This is a genomic window from Pseudomonas sp. WS 5078, assembly GCF_012985745.1.
Classification (GTDB): domain Bacteria; phylum Pseudomonadota; class Gammaproteobacteria; order Pseudomonadales; family Pseudomonadaceae; genus Aquipseudomonas; species Aquipseudomonas lundensis_A.
Window position 1 is genome coordinate 81,253 of sequence record NZ_JAAQWX010000018.1, and the last position, 16,707, is coordinate 97,959.

The following is a 16,707-nucleotide window of genomic DNA, read 5'->3' on the forward strand; positions in this document are numbered from 1 at the left end:
GTCATGGCAACACGCTCTCTACCGCATCGATAAAGCATTTTGGCGACACCAGTTGCATCTCGCGGCTGGCAATCTCGACGGCCACTTGCACAGTGCAGGCACGGGTCAAACGCTCCCCCGTGGCCAGGTCCGTGATCAGGTAGCTGATCTTCAAGCGGTTCTCCCACTCCACCAGGTTGGCACGCACGTTGATGCGCTGGCCAAACGTGGCGCCGCGCACGTAACGCAGTTGCAGGTCGATGACCGGCCACGCATAGCCCGCCTCCTGCATCCGGGTGTAGTTGTGGCCGATGTGGTCGAGCAGTGCACAGCGCGCCACTTCGAGGTATTTGACGTAATGCCCGTGCCACACCACGTGCATGGTGTCGATGTCGAAAAACGGCACCAACACTTCGGTATCAACGTGCAACACGCCTTTGCTACGCATGCAGCCTCCAGTGTTGTGCAGCGATGCGGCTCAGGCACAGGCGAAGTTCGCGTTCAAGGGCGCGGTCTTCGACCACGGGCGGGAAATCTGTGGCCAGTTCGGCGTGCATCGCTGCCAGGGCGGGTGGCAGCGGGCGAGCGTCTTCGGCGCGGCTGCGCAGCCAGACGCCCTGATTGGCCGCCAGCAAGGTGGCGGCGGCGACCTGTTCGGTCAGCTCCAGTACGCGGATCGCGTCACGGGCGGCGATGGTGCCCATGCTCACTTTGTCCTGGTTATGGCATTCGGTAGAGCGCGAGAACACGCTGGCGGGCATGGTGTTTTTCAACGCTTCGGCGGTCCAGGCGCTGGTGCCGATTTGCACGGCTTTGAACCCGTGGTTGAGCATGGCGCGTTCGGTGCTGGCCCCCGACAGGTTGCTCGGCAAGCCATGGTTGTAACGCACGTCCACCAGCAGCGCGAGCTGGCGGTCCAGTAAATCGGCAACGTTGGCGACCAGGGTCTTGAGGCTGTCCATGGCGAAGGCAATGTGCCCGCCGTAGAAATGCCCGCCGTGCAGCACGCGCTCTTCTTCAGCGTCGATGATCGGGTTGTCGTTGGCGCTGTTGAGTTCGATCTCGATAAACCCGCGCAGCCAGTTCAGGCTGTCGGCCAGCACGCCAAGTACATGGGGGGCGCAACGCAGCGAGTAACGGTCTTGCAGGCGATGCAGCGGCGCGGTCGGGGCGTCGATGGCCAAATCCTGACGAATCCACGCCGCCACTTGCATCTGCCCGGGGTGCGGCTTGGCGGCAAACAGGCGCTCGTCGAAGTGTTCCGGGTTGCCTTGCAGCGCTACCACGTTGAGCGCAGTGATGCGCGTGGCGAGTTTGAGCAGGTAATCGGCGCGGGCGTAGGCCAGGCACGCCAGCCCGGTCATGACGGCGGTGCCGTTCATCAGCGCCAGCGCTTCTTTGGGCCGCAGCACCAGCGGCGTCCAGCCCAGCTCGCGGTGCACGTCGGCCGAAAAGCGCTGCTCACCTTTGAACAGCACTTCGCGCTCGCCGGATAAGGTCGCCGCCACGTAGGACAACGGCGTCAGGTCGCCACTGGCGCCTACCGAGCCTTCTTCGGGGATCAGCGGCAGGATGTCGTGGGCGATAAAGGCCTGCAGCCGTTCCAGCAGCTCGATGCGTACCCCGGATACCCCGTGGCACAGCGACTGCAAACGCGCCGCCAGCACGGCACGGGTCGCCTGGGCATCGAGCAGTTTGCCCAATCCGCAGCCATGGAAGGTGTACAGGTGGCGCGGCAACGCTTCGACGTGCTCCAGTGGCACCGCCACCACGCACGAATCGCCGTAGCCGGTGGTCACGCCATAAATCACGCCTTCCTTGTCCAGCAGCGAGTCGAGAAAACGTGCGCCCTTGGCGATGCGCTCGCGGTATGGGGCGTCATCTTGCAGTCGGGTCGGCGCCTGACGATTGGCCAGCGCCAGCACGTCTTCAATACGCAAAGGGGTTTGGCCGAAGGTTACTGGCTCATGCGGATGCGTCGTCATCGGTCTTCCAGAATGGGTAAAAGTTAAACCATTGGTGCGGCGCTTCGAGGCAGTAATGCCCCAGGCGCTCGGCGTAGCGGGCGGTCCAGTCTGCAATCACCTGCTCGCGGTCGCTGCGCCGCCAGTGCACGGCGTCGGCGAACGGTTCGAGGATCACGCGATAGCGGCCGGCCTGTTTCAGGCAGAACATCAGGTTGACCGGGCATTTCAACAGCCCCGCCAACAGCCACGGGCCTTGCGGAAAGGCGGCCGGATGGCCGAGGAAATTGACCTGCACGTTGCGCCCGCCATGCAGGGGCACGCGGTCGCCGGCAATGGCCAACCACTCGCCGTTTTCCAGGCGCTGGTTGAGTTGCAGCATCACCGCGGGGTTGAGTTCGCTGACCTGAATCAGCCGCAGGTGGCTGGCGCCGGCTTCGCCCAGCAGGCGGTTGAACTGCTCGGCATGCTTGGTGTGAACCAGCACATTCATGGTCACTTGCTCGCCCAGCTCTGCGAGGGCACGGCACACCTCAAGGTTGCCCAGGTGCGCGCCCACCAGCATTTGCCCGCGTTCGCCGCGGAGTTGGTCGCGCAGCCGCGCAGGGTCGACGATTTCGATGTCGTGGATGCTCAGCTTGCCGTTCCAGACATCGAGCTTGTCGAGCAAGGCGTCAGCAAAGCTCATGAATTGACCGAACACGCGGCGGCGTGTGGGGCGCAGCGATGCTTGCCCGCTCCAGTCGGCCAGACGCTGCTGGTATTGCCAGATGCTGCGCCGCGCGCGGCCGCCAAACAAAAAGAAGTACAGCACGATGGCGTACAACACCGGCGCGAGGACGCGACGGCCCAGCAGTTTGACGCCGAACGCGGTGAGCTTCATCAGCCGGAAACTGCCGCGCTCCTTGTGGTCAGCCCAATGCTGTTGTGGGTCGCTCATGCTGTGCAGCGTCTCCACAGAATGCTTGGTAACCGCAGCAACATGCCGAAAAACAGCCGGGTGTGCATGCTGGAAATCAGTGCGTTGTCGTGGAACAGACGAAAGTGCGAAAGCCCGTCCTGCGGGTAGTGCACACGGGTCGGCAGCCAGCGCATCGGCTGGTTACGCCAGGCCAGACGCACGAGAATTTCGGGGTCGAAGTCCATGCGTTTGCCCAGCTTGACCGCATTGATCAGCGCCAGGGTCGGGGTCAGCGGGTACACCCTGAAGCCGCACATCGAATCGGGGATCTGCAACGACAGGCTGTTGATCCATACCCAGACGTGGGTCAGGTAGCGCGCATACAAACGGCCTTTGGGCACGCTGGCGTCGTACTGTGGATAACCGCAAATCAGCGCGTCAGGGTTGTGCTGCGAGACGTGCAGAAACGTGGCCACATCCCGCAGGTCATGCTGGCCGTCGGCGTCCACTTGCAAGGCGTGGGTGAACCCCAGCCGCGCCGCTTCGCGCAGCCCGGCCATTACCGCACCGCCCTTGCCCTGATTGACCGCCAGGCGGATCAGGAAGACCTGTTCGCGCACCGCCAGTTGTTCAAGCACGGCGCAACAGGCCGGGCTGCTGGCGTCGTCTACCAATACGCACGGCAGACCGGCTGCGAGCAGCGCGTCGACCACCGCAGGTACGGCGGTTTCGTGGTTGTAGACCGGGATCACGGCACAGGGGTTATGCATGGGCGATGCCTTGTTAGCGGGCACGGTGTACCCAGTGAAGCCTGAAGACTTATCCACAGGCTGGTGCCAAGAGGATGCGGCCGCTGGAACACGCTGCCGTTTCGTTGCGGTAAGCGAAGTGCAGCTTCTGGCGTTCGTGGTCGAAGCGCAGGATCAGTTCAATGGCATCGCCGGGGCGTACCAGTTGCTGGAATTTGAGCACTTCCATCCCGGCAAAGCGTGGCGGCAGGTCGAGCAGTTGCTGACCCAGCGCCAGCGCCCAATCGATTTGCACCACCCCCGGCAGCACGGGGGTTTTGGGGAAGTGACCACTGAAAAAAGCCAGGTCCGGCGGGATCGACAGGCTCAGCGTCCATTGACCGTCGGCCTCGGTCTGGCTCAGGACGTCGGGCATTTTCGGGCGCGGTGCCAGCAACCAGGCATCGACCTGAGCCTGAGGCAGCTTGCCCTGGCTGGTGAGCGGCAAGTGGCTCAGCAAGCGCCAGCGGCGTGGCAAGGCCAGCGCTTCGCAGTGCTGGCTCAGGTGCTGGCGCAGGGTGTGGGTCAGCGTCCGGCGTCCGTGTTCGCGCAGGGCAAACAGACCGCTGGCACTGAGCACCAGCAGCGCGCCCAGCGACGCCCGGTTTTCGTTAACCACGCCCAGGCGCGCTTCCGCCACCCAGTCGTGGTTGACCAGCGCCTGTTCCAGCATGGGCAAGGAAATGCGTTTTTCTTCGAGTTTGACGATGCGGTCCAGTCGGCCCAGCAGCTCAAAGCGCCCGTCAGCCTCAATGCGGGCCGCGTCGGCCGTGTGTTCGACATGGCCCGCAGGCAGGTACGCCGATGCAATGCGCAAGGCGCCGTCCTCGCCCTGACTCAGTTGCACATCGGCAAACGGCTGCCACAGGGTTTGGCCCTGGCGCCAGGCGATGCCGCCGGTTTCCGAGCTGCCGAGGATTTCGGTAGGCCACTGGCCCAGGCGTTCAAACAGGGTAGCGGCTGCATCGGCTGGCAATGCGCCGCCTGATGAAAATACCCGGCGCACCTGGCTCAGGGCGGCCCAGTCGAGGTTGTCAGCGGTGCGTTTGAGCAAAGCCGGGCTGGCAATCCAGACGAAAGAACGGTGCTCGCGGCTGGCGCGTTGCATGTCTTCGGGGAAGGCCAATTGACGGCGCACAAAGGGACGGCCCGCGCACAGAGGCCACAGCACGCGGAACAGCAACCCATAAATGTGTTGCGCCGCGACACTGGCGATGATGCACGCGTCGCCCAGTTCAGCCCCCCACAGCGCCTCCAGTGCCTGCACTTCATTGGCCATCTGGCGCAAACTTTTGTCGATACGCTTGGGCGCGCCGCTGGAGCCCGAGGTACATAGGCTGAGCTGGCAGGCGTCGAGGTCCAGTTGCGCCGCAGGCAGCGGGTCGGCGGACAGCCCGTGCAGATCACTGCTTTGCGTTATCCACAGGTCAACTTGAGCGTCCCAGCGTTGACGGGTTTGTGCTTGCAGGTCGGCGGGCAGTAATACGCTGACCCCGGCCCGCCATGCGCCCAGCAGCGTGACGGCCAGCTCGGCGGCGTCCTCTAGGTGCACAGCCAGGCGCTGCACACCGCGCTGTTGCAGGCCGCCGGCCAGGCGCAACGCCTGATCGCACAGCGCGGCGTGGTCCAGAGCGGGTTCAACAGTGACGGTGCGTCCTGCCTGCCCCTTGAGCAACAAATGCTCAAGTTTTATCCAATTCATGCCCGGCCTCTTACCTGTTGTCGTATCAGCCATTCAATGGCAAACAGCAGCCCCATCAACCCGTAGGCGATCAGGCCGTTGTACAACGTCCACCAACTCAAAGGCGCCCACAGCGTCAAACTGGCGGCGACAAACCCGTTGAGCAGAAAAAACAGGCACCAGACCTTGGTCACCTGTCGCGTGTAGTGAATAGCGATGTCGGGCAGCACGGGCTCGCGCAGACGCGCCAGACGCTCGATCATCGGTGGGCCGAATTTCAGGCTCAAACCGAACAGGCTGAGCATGAACCCGCTGATCAACACCGGGTACCAGCGCAGCAGCGCCGGGCTGTTGAACAGCGCCAGCAGCGCGCAAAACACCAAGGCGACGACCGCCATCCACATGCTGCCGGGGCGACGCTCGCCGGTCAGTGCGCGGGCCAGCCACAGGCCACCGAGCAACAGCGCAAACTGCCACGGGGCGAAATGGGCCATGCCGAAATACACCGCGAAGGGGTACAGCAGTCCGGCCAACAACAGGCCAAGGCCAATCAGTCGACTCATGCGTCAGCGTGAACCAGACGGTAAACCGCCTCGACCACGTCATTGACGGTGCGCACCGACTTGAATTCGTCGGCGGCGATTTTTTTGCCGGTTTTGCGCTTGATGTGATCGATCAGGTCGACGGCGTCGATGCTGTCGATTTCCAGGTCCTGATACAGGTTGGCGTCCAGGGTGACGCGTTCGGGTTCAAGCTCAAAGAGTTCGACCAGAGCGTCGCGCAGGGTGTTGAAGATGTCGTCACGGGTTTGCATGGGTCGGTCTCAGGCTGCCTGTTTGGCCGTGACAAAAGCCGCAAGGCTGGCCACGTTGGAAAAATGATCGCGGGTGTCTTTGGCGTCGGCGTCTATTTTGATGCCGTAGGTTTTTTGAATCGCCAGGCCCAGTTCCAGCGCGTCGACCGAATCCAGTCCAAGGCCTTCGCCAAACAGGGTTTGCTCGTCGTCGATGTCGTGGGTGCTGATGTCTTCGAGGCCCAGGGCATCGATGATCAGCTGTTTAATTTGCGTGTTTAGATCGCTCATCTGTGGCGAGCTCCTTAATAAAGTAGTCATGCACGAAGTCATTGAGCAGGCGCGAGGCCTTGGGTGGCGGGCCTAGCGCAGCAAAGGTGTGTGGGTCTATATCGGCCCCCACGCGAAAACTGAAGTGCACGCGGCGATCCGGGATGCGATACCAGGGTTCGGCCTTGGTCAGCGTGGTCGGGCTGACTTTGATGATCACCGGTGTCAGAACCTTCGCACCCCGCAACGCAATCGACGCGGCACCGCGATGAAAGCCGGGTGTTTGCCCCGGCGGCGTGCGCGTGCCTTCAGGAAAAATAATCAGGGTCTGGCCTTCTTGCAGGGCGCTGGCGGCGGTATCCAGCATGTCGACACTGCCGTCATTGCTGATGTACTGCGTGGCGCGCACCGGGCTTCGGGTAAACGGGTTTTGCCAAAGGCTCTGTTTGACCACGCAATTGGCGTTTCTCACCAGCCCGATCAAGAAAACCACGTCGATCAGCGACGGATGGTTGGCGATGATCATTTGCCCCGGCCGCCCGAGCCGGTCGGCGCCTTGCACGTCATACGTCAGCACGCCCATGCGCGCCATCGAGCGGATAAACAGCCAGAACAGCCGACTGACGGTGGCGCGTGCGCGCTCGCGGCGACGAACGGCATTGCCCGGCAGGCAGCTCAAGAGGGGAAAGATGATTAAACGCAGGCCCAGGCAGCCCAGCCCGAACAGTCCGAAACTGAGTGCGGTGGCCATCAGGCGCCAATACCAGGCGTCGCGTCGCGCGCTCACAGGCTGCGTTGCCAGGTCCATACGCGGGTTTTCCAGGCGTGTTGGAATGAAGCCTGCTCGTCGAACAGGTGGCGCACCAGGTTCAGGGCGTGAGGCCACGGCGCTTTATCGGCGTATGCCGGGCCCGTCTTGAGGGTCACTTGCCATTGCTGGCCAGGGGTCAGGAGCAGCCCCACGGCATAAGGGAAGGGCACATCATCGATCCAGGACGCGTAGGCGTCGGGCGGTTGTTCTTCGGTAATCACCAGCAAGACGGCTGGCGCGCCTTCATTGAGCAGCGCGCAGGCTTCAATCAGGCCGTGTTCCAGACCATCCCCGGCGGCAGCCAGCGCCGTCATCTCACTGGTTTCGCCGCGCAGGATCGACCACAGGCCTATCACCGCGTTATGCACCGACAGGCTGAACTGCGTGGGGGACAACGGCTGTTCGGCGGCCAGGTCGCTGAGGATGTCGAACGTGCGCGGGGTTTCACCGTGGCGGGAGGCGAACACCAGGGGCAGCGCTGGATGGCCTTCAGCCAGTGGCCAGCCGACACTGAACGCCATGCGCGCCAAACGGCTCAGGCGGCGGCGCTGCATGGCGGGTAAAAACGAAACATCGGGGGCGGCACCGCTGGTGGCCAACAGGCCGGGTTGCTGGCTCCAGGCCTGCCAATCGGCCACGCTGTCGAGGCCCGGGGCCCAGGCGCGCCACGCGGCGATATTGAAATTGATCACTGGAGTTTCATCCCGCCTTTGCAGGCTTCCTTGATGCGAAAGTGGGCATCGATCGACGCCTCACCTGTAACAGAGTGGCGGCATTATCCCGGTGCAGTTGGCTGGTAGCAAATATTGCTTACAGTTTTAGTATGGTTTTTCCGCGATCTACAAAAAAGACACTGTCTTTTTGCCAGTATTGGTCTATGGGTAAGGCAAAGCTGTCACAGGAATGGGAGATATTCGTGAATATTCGAAGATAAGCGACCTGGAGCTGTAGTTCATTTCGCGACGAGGTAGCGAATACGCGCGAAGGGCATCTACACTCGGGCACTCATTGATACACGGAGGTTTTCAAATGCGTCGGGTGGTGTTCAATCAAAAAGGCGGTGTGGGGAAGTCCAGCATCGCGTGCAACCTGGCGGCCGTCAGCGCCAGCGAGGGTTACCGCACCCTGTTGGTCGATCTCGACGCCCAGGCCAACTCCACTCAATACCTCACCGGATTGACCGGCGACGACATCCCGATGGGGATCGCAGAGTTTTTCAAACAAACCCTCTCGGCCGGGGTCGGTAGTAAGAAGAATCGGGTCGACATTTACGAAACGCCTTTCGAAAACTTGCACGTCATTACGGCCACCGCAGAACTGGCGGACTTGCAGCCCAAGCTGGAAGCCAAGCACAAAATCAACAAGCTGCGAAAACTGCTGGATGAGCTGGCTGAAGATTACGACCGCATTTACATCGACACCCCGCCGGCGTTGAACTTTTATGCGGTATCAGCGCTGATCGCCAGTGATCGTGTGTTGATTCCTTTTGATTGCGACAGTTTTTCCCGCCAAGCGCTGTACGGGCTGCTGTCCGAAATCGAAGAGCTGAAAGACGACCACAATGAAGACCTGCTGGTCGAAGGCATCGTGGTCAATCAGTTTCAGGCTCGCGCCAGCCTGCCGCAGCAAATGCTGGAGGAGCTGATAGCCGAAGGCCTGCCGGTGTTGCCGGTCTACCTCAGCAGCTCAGTGCGCATGCGCGAATCGCATCAGGCCAGCCAGCCGCTGGTGCACTACGATCCCCGGCACAAGCTGACCCTGCAATTTATTGAGTTGCACGACTATCTGGATCAGAACGCTTAAGCGCTGATGCCCTGGCTTTGTAGCCAGGCCTTGAGTTGAGGTAACGGGAAGGCACCGCTCTGGCGGGCGATTTCCCGGCCGTTTTTGAACAGAATCAGGCTGGGAATCGAGCGGATGCCCAGTTGTCCGGCCAGTTGCTGATTGGCCTCGCTGTCGAGTTTGGCCAGGCGGCATTTGCCCAGCAGTTGGCTCGCTGCCTGCTCAAACACGGGCGCAAACGACTTGCACGGCCCGCACCATTCGGCCCACACATCCAGCAACAACGGCAGATCGCCCTTGATCTGGCTGGCGTAGTCGGCCTGGTTTAAATCGAACGGTTTGCCCTGCAACACCGCATTTTTGCAGCGTCCGCATTTGGGATGTTCCCCCACGCGTGCGGCGGGAATGCGGTTCAAGCCGTTGCAGTGAGGGCAGGGGATCAGCAGCGGGTCGGTCATGGCAGAGCTCCATAAAAAATTGATCACGACGAACGCAGGCTCGCGCTGCTCGGCAGCGGCCACAGGTCAGTGGCGTGCAAGTTCAGCAGATGAATGCTCAACCTGCCACTGTGAGGCAACGCGTGCCAAGGAAGTCCTGTCACGCATTGATCGCGTTTATGACGAACAACTGATCTCCAGGTGCTTGCCCCATTCCGGCGGGCGCTCGGCGTAGGCTTGCATACCCGGTTGTTCGGTAAAGGGCTGCGTCAACACCGCGTGCAGTCGGCGGACTTCGCTGTAGTCCCCGGCTTCGGCGGCGTCGATGGCTTTTTGTGCCAGGTAGTTGCGCAGGATGTACAGCGGGTTGACGGCGTGCATGCGTTCGCGCCGCGCCTGTTCGTCGGTATCGCCTTCTCGTGCAACCCGTGCCACGTAGTGCGCCGCCCATTCATCGAAGCCTTTGAGGTCTACAAAGTCTTCGCGCAGGCGAGCCACGGCCTGTTCTGCCGGACGTTCACCTAACTGGCGGAAAAACAAGGTGTAGTCGATGGCACTGCCTTGCATCCGTTGCAGCAGCGTCTCGATCAATGCCTGATCCGCGTCTTCAGCGGTGGTCAGGCCCAGGCGGCGGCGCATGAGGTCCAGGTAATGGGCTTGGTACAGCGGCAGGAACAGGCCGAGGGTTTCGCGCAGGGCGTCGACGCTGATGAACGGCGTCAGCGCTTGAGCCAGCGCGCTGAGGTTCCATTGGCCGATGGGCACTTGGTTGCTGAAGGCGTAACGCCCTTCGTGGTCGGAATGGTTGCAGATGAACTTCGCGTCGAAGTCGTCCAGGAAAGCGAATGGCCCGAAGTCGAAGGTAATGCCCAGTATCGACATGTTGTCGGTGTTCATGACGCCATGACAAAACCCGTAGGCCTGCCACTTGGCGATCAGTTCGGCATTACGCTCCACGATCTCGCGGAACATCGCCAGGTAGGGCTCGAGCTGTTCCAGGCATTCGGGGAAGTGCAGGGCCAGCACGTGTTCGCCCAGCTGTTTTTGCTGTTCCGGTTGCTGGGTGTAATAGAAGTATTCGAAATGCCCGAAACGGATATGGCTGGGTGCCAGCCGCGGCACCATCGCGGCGCGTTCCTGCTTTTCGCGCCACACCGGGGTGTCGGAGCCGATGACGCACAACGCCCGGCTGCTGGGGATGCCCAGTGCGTGCAACGCTTCACTGGCGAGGAACTCGCGGATCGAGGAGCGCAAGACAGCGCGGCCATCGCCCATGCGCGAGTAGGGGGTCATGCCCGCACCTTTGAGGTGCACGTCCCAATGCTCGCCCGCGTCGTTGTACACCTCGCCCAGCAGCAAGCCGCGGCCGTCGCCCAGTCGCGGGTTGTAGGAGCCGAATTGATGACCGGAATACACCATGGCACGCGGCTCGGCGTCGGCCCACAGCGTGTGCCCGCCAAACAGTTGCGCGAACACCGGATCGTCAGCCACGGCCGGGTCAAGATCAAGCAACGCCATGGCCGATTCGCTGGCCACCACCACGCGTGGCGCGTCGATGGGTTCAGGCAGAACGTGGGTCGAAAACCCGTCGCCCAAGCGAGCAAAACGGTTGTCGAAGGTCAGTTCGTCGAGGGCTTTCAATGGCCTTCTCCCACATGAATTAAAGATAAGTCGCGTTGCAGTCGCAGCCGCAGGCTACAAAGGGTTGCCGGGCAACCCCTGGTCCTGAAGCCCCCGTCGCCCGCTGCCTACAGGGTTTTGGGTGCGCTGTCGGGCTTGTCCAGTTGCGGCGGCGGGTTCGGCACTTCTGGTCCGACCGGCACCAGCTTGTATTCCTGGCCCTGCAAGTTCTTGAGGTACACCTCCATCTGTTGGAACGAGATGTTGATGTTGTGGTTCTTGAACTCGCGGTTGATGAAGCGGTTGACCTCATCAATCACCGGGTTACGGTCGCCCAGATCGCGAACATGCATGCGCAGCTCATGATCGAGGGTGCTTTGCCCGAAGTTGAGGAAGTAGACGTGCGGCTCCGGGTCTTTAAGCACCCGCGGGTTCTCTTGTGCGGCTTTGAGCAGCAGATGCTTCACCAGGTCCAGGTCAGAGCCGTAATCGACCCCCAGCTTGAGGGTCACGCGGGTGATGGTGTCGGTCAGCGACCAGTTGATCAATTGACCGGTGATGAACGTTTTGTTCGGGACGATGATGTCTTTGCGGTCGAAATCCGTAATGGTGGTGGCGCGGATGCGGATTTTGCTCACGGTGCCGGAGAGGTTGCCGATGGTGATGGTGTCCCCGATACGCACCGGGCGTTCGAACAGAATCATGATGCCGGAGATGAAGTTGGCGAAAATCTCTTGCATCCCGAAGCCCAGGCCTACCGACAGCGCGGCCACCAGCCACTGCAACTTGTCCCAGCTCACGCCCAGGGTCGACAGGGTGGCGACAAAACCGATGCCGACGATCACGTAAGTCAGCAGGGTTGTGGTGGCGTAAGCGCTGCCTTGCCCGAGATCGAGCCGCGACAGCACCAGCACTTCCAGCAGCCCCGGCAAGTTGCGCGCCAGGGCGATGCTGATGCCGATGATCACCAGTGCACCAATTACGTCACCGATGCTGATGGGTACCATGCTGACGTTGGCGCCGGTGCCGCTGGTGTATTCGTACAGGGTGATGTTGTCGAGGTAGGAAAACACTGAAATCAAGTCTGCCCATACCCAGTACAAGCCACCGACAAACGCTGCGAGCAGCGCCAGGCGAATCAGCCTCAGCGATTGCTGGTTGACCTGCTCAATATCCAGCGTGGGTTCTTCGATGATGATGTCGTTGCCTTCGCCTGCTTCCTTGGCGGCCTGGCGTTTTGCCAGTGCGCGCTGATAAGCCAGACGGCGGGCAGCAACGGCAAGCCCGCGTACAAAGGCGGCTTCTGCCACCAGCCAGAACATCAGCAGGTAAAGCGTGTTGATCAGGCGGTCGCTGAGTTTGAGGGCGGTGTAGTAGTAGCCGAAGCACACGGCCACAAACAGTGCGAGTGGCAGCAGGGCGAAGGCGAAGCCCAGCAGTTTGCGCAGGCGGTAGGCTTTTTTATCGGTCTCGAAGTTGTTGAGCAGCAGGCGGCACAGTAGCCACGCCATGGCGGCGTAACAGCTCAGCACGATTACGATGCCCAGCACGTCGTCGGCCAGCGCGGCCGGTTGTTGTTCGGCAAATGCCACCACGGCCACCAGCGCCAGGACCACAAAACCCAGTTTGCGCACCCAGCGTTGCAGGAACTCGACCAGCGGTTTGGCCCAGCGGAAATGCAATTCGGCCACGCCACCCGGCGCCAGAATGCGGTACGCGGTGTAGAACACCAGCCAGGCCTGAGCCATCTGGATCAGTGCTGCGCCCAAGTTGGCATTCATGCCACGGGCATCGGTTTGCAGGGCATAGCCGCACAGGGCCAGCGCCAGTGAAATCGGCATGGCCAGCAGGACATTGATCAGGATTGCCATCGGGGTGTGCCATTGGCTGTCACGTTTGAAGTGGCCAATGTCCTGATGGATTTTGTTCAACTTGCCGTAGAGGTAACGGCGTTTCCACAGCAACGCCACGATCAACAATGCCAGTGGCGAAAACAGCCACGGTCGCTGGGCGAGACCATCGCGAAGCTCGCTCAGGCCGGAGGTCCAGGGCAAGGTCAGCAGTTGCTGTTTGAGGTAGTGCGGGGCCGTCTCGAGCCACTCCAGATCCAGCGGCTTGTTGCTGGGTATCCAGAACATTTGCTCATCGAGCGTGGCGCGCAGGCTTTGGGCAGTGCTGAGCAGCTGCTTCTGGTTCAGTTGCAGGGTGATGGTTTCGTTGAGCAGCGCGCTCAATTCGCGGTTCAGGCGTTCCAGCAATTCGCCCCGGGTGCCCACCAGTTCCAGCAGGGTTTTGCGCAGTTGCGGGGTGACTTGATCGGCCGGTTGGGTGCTGAGCAGGTTGTCCACATAGGCAACCGGGTTGCTGATCAGTTCGCGCTGCTGGTTGATCTCAAATTGATACAGGCGGATGTCAGCGATTTCGTCTGCCAGGTTTTTGTCCATCTTTTGCAGACGCGGCAGCGCTTGTTTCTGTTTGTAGAGGATCTTGGACAACAGAAGGCTGCCCTTCAGCACGCTGATTTGCTCATCCAGCGCCTGATCGCTTTGGGTGACGTTATCCAGTTGTTGTTTGGTTTCGAGGTTCTGCTGCGTGACCTCGTTCAAGCGGTCGGTGCTGCGCAACAGGTAGTCGGAGAGCTTGAGGTTCAGCGCGCTCTCGGTGGCCAGCAGGCTGCTGCTCCCAGACTTTTGCGCTTCCAGGGATTGCTGGGTCACGGTTTGTTGCGATTGCGCCAGGCGTTTCTGGTTGATCAGGGTTTGCAGCTCCTGAATCTCCTGGTCCTGACGCGCAGTTTTTTCCACAAGGAGGTCATGCTGGCTGCCGCTCAGGTCTTGCAGCAGGCTGTTGCCCGCCAGTTCCTGACGGCGCAAGGCAATCAGAGATGTCAGGGCCGAGGATTCGGCGTTGAGCAGGTTTCGCTGGTCTTGCGTCAGCACTTTGCCGTTATCGCGACCCAGCTTGAGGATGTTGTTGATTTGCTGGATACGTGTCTGGCTGGTGCTGATCTCGGCCTGCGCCCGTTCAGGTCGGGTTTGGGCGGCAATGGTCATGCTGTTGGCACTGGCCAGGGATTTTTGCAATTCGCCCTGCTGCGTGGTGCGATCCGCCACCAGTTGCTCTAGCTCGGGCACGCTCAGGCTTTTGTAACGCTGAGCGACCGGAACAACAGTGCTGGCCTTGAGTCGCGCCAGTTCACGCTGATTTTCGAGGGTTTGCTGCTGCGCAGTGCCGAGCAGTTGTTTGACCTCGCTCAGGCTCTGGTCGTAATCCGCCTTGTTGGCCAACTGGGCCAAGGTCTTTTCGAGGATCGCTTGCAGGGCCTTTTGGTCGGCGTCAGGCAGCTTTCGATCGGCAATTTTGTCCAGGCTTTGCTGAACCGACTCGGTGGTCAGGGGTTCAGCCGCCTGCAGCGAACCCACACAAAGGCTCAGGCCGAGCAGGACGGTGGCGAAAAACGTGCGCAGAGTAGGCATAGATACCGGTCATACAAGGGGCGGAAGGGGGCAGTTTAGAGGAACAACCCCGGACCCGGGGCACTTCCTTCGGGGAATCTGACGCCCACTTTGGCGATCTTGTTCCCGTCCATCACCGCCACGGTCCAAATGGTGTTGTTCCATTCCACCTGATCGCCCACGACGGGCGCGCCGCCGACCTTCTGCGCAATGAAACTGCTCAGCGGCAAGTTGGGGTCGATACCGTCGAGCTTGAGGCCATATAGCGCTGACACCGCGCCCAGATGGGCGTCGCCCTCAAGCACGAAGTCACCGAAAAAGCGCAGGTCCAGGCCACGGGTCGGTGGTTGGCTGAACAATTTGCCGAGGGCGGGCAGGTTGTGTTCATGGCCGATCACGCAGAGCAAATCGCCAATTTCGAGGGTCGTACTGCCCGACGGATGGAGCAGTTGCTGGCCGCGAAACAGGGCAGCGATGCGAGTCCCCTCGGGCATTTTCAATTCACGCAAAGCGGCGCCGATGCACCAGTTTTGTGCGTCAAGACGGTACACAAACAGCTCCCACTCGCTGGTCACGTGAACCTCAAGGGCTGCGCGGGAGATGGGGGCCAGGTCGGGCGGTACTGTCACTTTCAGCAGTTTGGCGACCCACGGCAGGCTGGTGCCCTGCACCAACAGGGAAACCAGCACGATAAAGAAGGCGAGGTTGAAATACAGCTGCGCATTCGGCAGCCCGGCCATCAGCGGGAACACGGCAAGAATGATCGGCACCGCACCGCGCAGCCCGACCCACGAAATAAAGGCTTTTTCACGGGAGTGGAAGGCTTTGAAGGGCAGCAGGCCCACCACCACGGACAGCGGGCGGGCGAACAGAATCATCCACAGCGCCAAGGCCAGTGCCGGGACTGCGATGGGCAGCAAGTCGTGAGGCGTGACCAGCAACCCCAGCACCAGGAACATGCCGATCTGTGCCAGCCAGGCCATGCCGTCGAGCATGTGCAAAATGCCGTGGCGGCTGCGGATCGGGCTGTTGCCGATCACCAGGCCACACAAGTACACCGCGAGGAAGCCGCTGCCGTGCAGGGCGTTGGTGAGTGCAAACACCACCAGACCGCCCGCCACCACCAGAATCGGGTACAGGCCGTTGGCCAGATTAATACGGTTGACCAGTTGCAGCATCATCCAGCCACCCGCCAGACCGATGGCGCCGCCAATGCCGAACTCACGCAGCAAATTAAGCAGCAAACTCCAGTGCAGGCTGGTTTCGCCACTGGCCAGCATGTCGATCAGGGTCACAGTGAGGAACACGGCCATCGGGTCGTTGCTACCGGACTCGATCTCGAGGCTGGCCGACACCCGTTCGTTCAGCCCTTTGCCGCCGAGCAGGGAGAATACCGCCGCGGCATCGGTAGACCCGACGATGGCACCGATCAGCAGGCCTTGAATCAGGTTCAGGTTGAACAGCCAGGCGGCCATCAGACCGGTCAGTCCGGTGGTAATCATTACCCCGACCGTGGCCAGCGATAACGCAGGCCAGAGCGCGACGCGGAAACTGGAAACCCGGGTTCGCAAGCCGCCGTCGAGCAGAATCACGGCCAGTGCCAGGTTGCCCACCAAATACGCCGTCGGGTAGTTGTCAAAAATAATGCCGCCACCGTCGACGCCAGCGGACATGCCCACGGCCAGAATGATCACCAGAATCGGGATCCCCAGGCGCGAAGAGAGTGAACTCACCAGAATGCTTGCACCCACCAGCAACGCGCCGATCAAGAACAGGCTGTTGATGGTCGTCGCATTCAAAGGCAGTACTCCAGAAAACTCAAAGGCAGGGCGCATACCGATCTAGCAGTTTGCGTGCCAGCGATTCTAACCTGCGCGATTGCCGGGCTGTCAAAAAGGTTTTGCGAGAGGACTGTCGAAGGCCCTCAGGGCAGATCGGCTCGATTCTTTTGAAAGTTTGGGAGTCTTCCTACAACGACTCTTAGGGTCTATCCGTTAGCGTTCACCTTCTTTGCCGAGGGGTGGCTTCATGATCGGGCGCACCCTCAGTTTCTAAGGAACCAAGGATGTCCACCTTTACCCGCCAAACCCGCTTCGAGTTCACCCTCATGGGCAACGACCAGCCCTTCTCGGTGCTGGCCTTCAAAGGTGAAGAGGCCATCAGCGAGCCGTTTTCATTCGACATTGAACTGGTCAGTGAGCGGGCCAGTCTTGACCTTGACGCCCT

The 16,707-nt window shown here is 61.1% G+C and carries 15 protein-coding genes and 1 pseudogene; 2 read left to right on the forward strand and 14 right to left on the reverse strand.

The window, feature by feature from the left end; all coding sequences use genetic code 11:
* Window position 1: 1 nt before the first annotated feature.
* The 10 genes from HBN68_RS20115 to HBN68_RS20160 are packed head-to-tail and all read right to left on the reverse strand — an operon-like array spanning window position 2 to window position 7,879.
* Window positions 2-427: an acyl-CoA thioesterase gene (locus HBN68_RS20115; protein WP_094993662.1), complete on the reverse strand. Its 426-nt coding sequence runs from the start codon at window positions 425-427 to the stop codon at window positions 2-4.
* Window positions 420-1,964 carry an aromatic amino acid ammonia-lyase gene (locus tag HBN68_RS20120; protein ID WP_169965905.1) on the reverse strand — a complete coding sequence of 515 codons (1,545 nt, stop codon included), beginning with the start codon at window positions 1,962-1,964 and terminating at the stop codon, window positions 420-422. The genes HBN68_RS20115 and HBN68_RS20120 overlap by 8 nt, the downstream gene beginning before the upstream one ends.
* Window positions 1,945-2,883, reverse strand: a complete 939-nt coding sequence (locus HBN68_RS20125; RefSeq protein ID WP_094993660.1) for a glycosyl transferase — start codon at window positions 2,881-2,883, stop codon at window positions 1,945-1,947. The genes HBN68_RS20120 and HBN68_RS20125 overlap by 20 nt, the downstream gene beginning before the upstream one ends.
* Window positions 2,880-3,614: a glycosyltransferase family 2 protein gene (locus HBN68_RS20130; RefSeq protein ID WP_094993659.1), complete on the reverse strand. Its 735-nt coding sequence runs from the start codon at window positions 3,612-3,614 to the stop codon at window positions 2,880-2,882. Before HBN68_RS20130 ends, HBN68_RS20125 begins: the two co-directional genes overlap by 4 nt.
* Before the next feature lie 49 nt (window positions 3,615-3,663).
* The gene (locus HBN68_RS20135; protein ID WP_169965907.1) at window positions 3,664-5,334 is read right to left on the reverse strand and encodes an acyl-CoA synthetase family protein; all 1,671 of its coding nucleotides are present in this window, start codon (window positions 5,332-5,334) and stop codon (window positions 3,664-3,666) included.
* A complete protein-coding gene (locus tag HBN68_RS20140; RefSeq protein WP_094993657.1) occupies window positions 5,331-5,876 on the reverse strand; it encodes a hypothetical protein in 546 nt (181 codons plus the stop codon). The genes HBN68_RS20135 and HBN68_RS20140 overlap by 4 nt, the downstream gene beginning before the upstream one ends.
* Window positions 5,873-6,127, reverse strand: coding sequence for an acyl carrier protein (locus tag HBN68_RS20145; RefSeq protein WP_094993656.1), 255 nt, complete (start codon window positions 6,125-6,127; stop codon window positions 5,873-5,875). Before HBN68_RS20145 ends, HBN68_RS20140 begins: the two co-directional genes overlap by 4 nt.
* A 9-nt stretch (window positions 6,128-6,136) precedes the next feature.
* Complete coding sequence (locus HBN68_RS20150; protein WP_047273033.1) at window positions 6,137-6,397, reverse strand: phosphopantetheine-binding protein; 261 nt, start codon at window positions 6,395-6,397, stop codon at window positions 6,137-6,139.
* Window positions 6,372-7,184: a lysophospholipid acyltransferase family protein gene (locus tag HBN68_RS20155; RefSeq protein WP_169965909.1), complete on the reverse strand. Its 813-nt coding sequence runs from the start codon at window positions 7,182-7,184 to the stop codon at window positions 6,372-6,374. Before HBN68_RS20155 ends, HBN68_RS20150 begins: the two co-directional genes overlap by 26 nt.
* Window positions 7,160-7,879 carry a beta-ketoacyl synthase chain length factor gene (locus tag HBN68_RS20160; protein WP_169965911.1) on the reverse strand — a complete coding sequence of 240 codons (720 nt, stop codon included), beginning with the start codon at window positions 7,877-7,879 and terminating at the stop codon, window positions 7,160-7,162. The genes HBN68_RS20155 and HBN68_RS20160 overlap by 25 nt, the downstream gene beginning before the upstream one ends.
* A 337-nt stretch (window positions 7,880-8,216) precedes the next feature.
* On the opposite strand from HBN68_RS20160, the gene HBN68_RS20165 reads away from it, so the two are divergent.
* Window positions 8,217-8,990, forward strand: a complete 774-nt coding sequence (locus tag HBN68_RS20165; RefSeq protein WP_094993653.1) for a ParA family protein — start codon at window positions 8,217-8,219, stop codon at window positions 8,988-8,990.
* Here the strand turns inward: HBN68_RS20165 and trxC are convergent.
* From trxC to HBN68_RS20185, 4 genes are all read right to left on the reverse strand, one after another.
* Window positions 8,987-9,427 (reverse strand): thioredoxin TrxC, encoded by a 441-nt coding sequence (gene trxC / locus HBN68_RS20170; protein WP_094993652.1) that lies wholly within the window; start codon window positions 9,425-9,427, stop codon window positions 8,987-8,989. The two genes, HBN68_RS20165 and trxC, sit on opposite strands and share 4 nt — an antisense overlap.
* Window positions 9,428-9,583: 156 nt before the next feature.
* Window positions 9,584-11,047: a protein adenylyltransferase SelO gene (locus tag HBN68_RS20175; protein ID WP_169965913.1), complete on the reverse strand. Its 1,464-nt coding sequence runs from the start codon at window positions 11,045-11,047 to the stop codon at window positions 9,584-9,586.
* A gap of 107 nt (window positions 11,048-11,154) precedes the next feature.
* The gene (gene mscK, locus HBN68_RS20180) at window positions 11,155-14,502 is read right to left on the reverse strand and encodes a mechanosensitive channel MscK (protein ID WP_094993650.1); all 3,348 of its coding nucleotides are present in this window, start codon (window positions 14,500-14,502) and stop codon (window positions 11,155-11,157) included.
* 35 nt (window positions 14,503-14,537) lie between these two features.
* Window positions 14,538-16,280, reverse strand: coding sequence for a potassium/proton antiporter (locus HBN68_RS20185; RefSeq protein ID WP_169965915.1), 1,743 nt, complete (start codon window positions 16,278-16,280; stop codon window positions 14,538-14,540).
* Between the two features lie 266 nt (window positions 16,281-16,546).
* Here HBN68_RS20185 and HBN68_RS22315 point away from each other — a divergent pair.
* Window positions 16,547-16,707: pseudogene (locus HBN68_RS22315) on the forward strand (hypothetical protein); the annotation flags it as partial.

Coding starts and splice junctions, on each gene's coding strand:
- HBN68_RS20115 (WP_094993662.1), bottom strand. CDS start 427: ATGCGTAGCAAAGGCGTGTTGCACGTTGATACCGAAGTGTTGGTGCCG.
- HBN68_RS20120 (WP_169965905.1), bottom strand. CDS start 1,964: ATGACGACGCATCCGCATGAGCCAGTAACCTTCGGCCAAACCCCTTTG.
- HBN68_RS20125 (WP_094993660.1), bottom strand. CDS start 2,883: ATGAGCGACCCACAACAGCATTGGGCTGACCACAAGGAGCGCGGCAGT.
- HBN68_RS20130 (WP_094993659.1), bottom strand. CDS start 3,614: ATGCATAACCCCTGTGCCGTGATCCCGGTCTACAACCACGAAACCGCC.
- HBN68_RS20135 (WP_169965907.1), bottom strand. CDS start 5,334: ATGAATTGGATAAAACTTGAGCATTTGTTGCTCAAGGGGCAGGCAGGA.
- HBN68_RS20140 (WP_094993657.1), bottom strand. CDS start 5,876: ATGAGTCGACTGATTGGCCTTGGCCTGTTGTTGGCCGGACTGCTGTAC.
- HBN68_RS20145 (WP_094993656.1), bottom strand. CDS start 6,127: ATGCAAACCCGTGACGACATCTTCAACACCCTGCGCGACGCTCTGGTC.
- HBN68_RS20150 (WP_047273033.1), bottom strand. CDS start 6,397: ATGAGCGATCTAAACACGCAAATTAAACAGCTGATCATCGATGCCCTG.
- HBN68_RS20155 (WP_169965909.1), bottom strand. CDS start 7,184: ATGGACCTGGCAACGCAGCCTGTGAGCGCGCGACGCGACGCCTGGTAT.
- HBN68_RS20165 (WP_094993653.1), top strand. CDS start 8,217: ATGCGTCGGGTGGTGTTCAATCAAAAAGGCGGTGTGGGGAAGTCCAGC.
- trxC (WP_094993652.1), bottom strand. CDS start 9,427: ATGACCGACCCGCTGCTGATCCCCTGCCCTCACTGCAACGGCTTGAAC.
- mscK (WP_094993650.1), bottom strand. CDS start 14,502: ATGCCTACTCTGCGCACGTTTTTCGCCACCGTCCTGCTCGGCCTGAGC.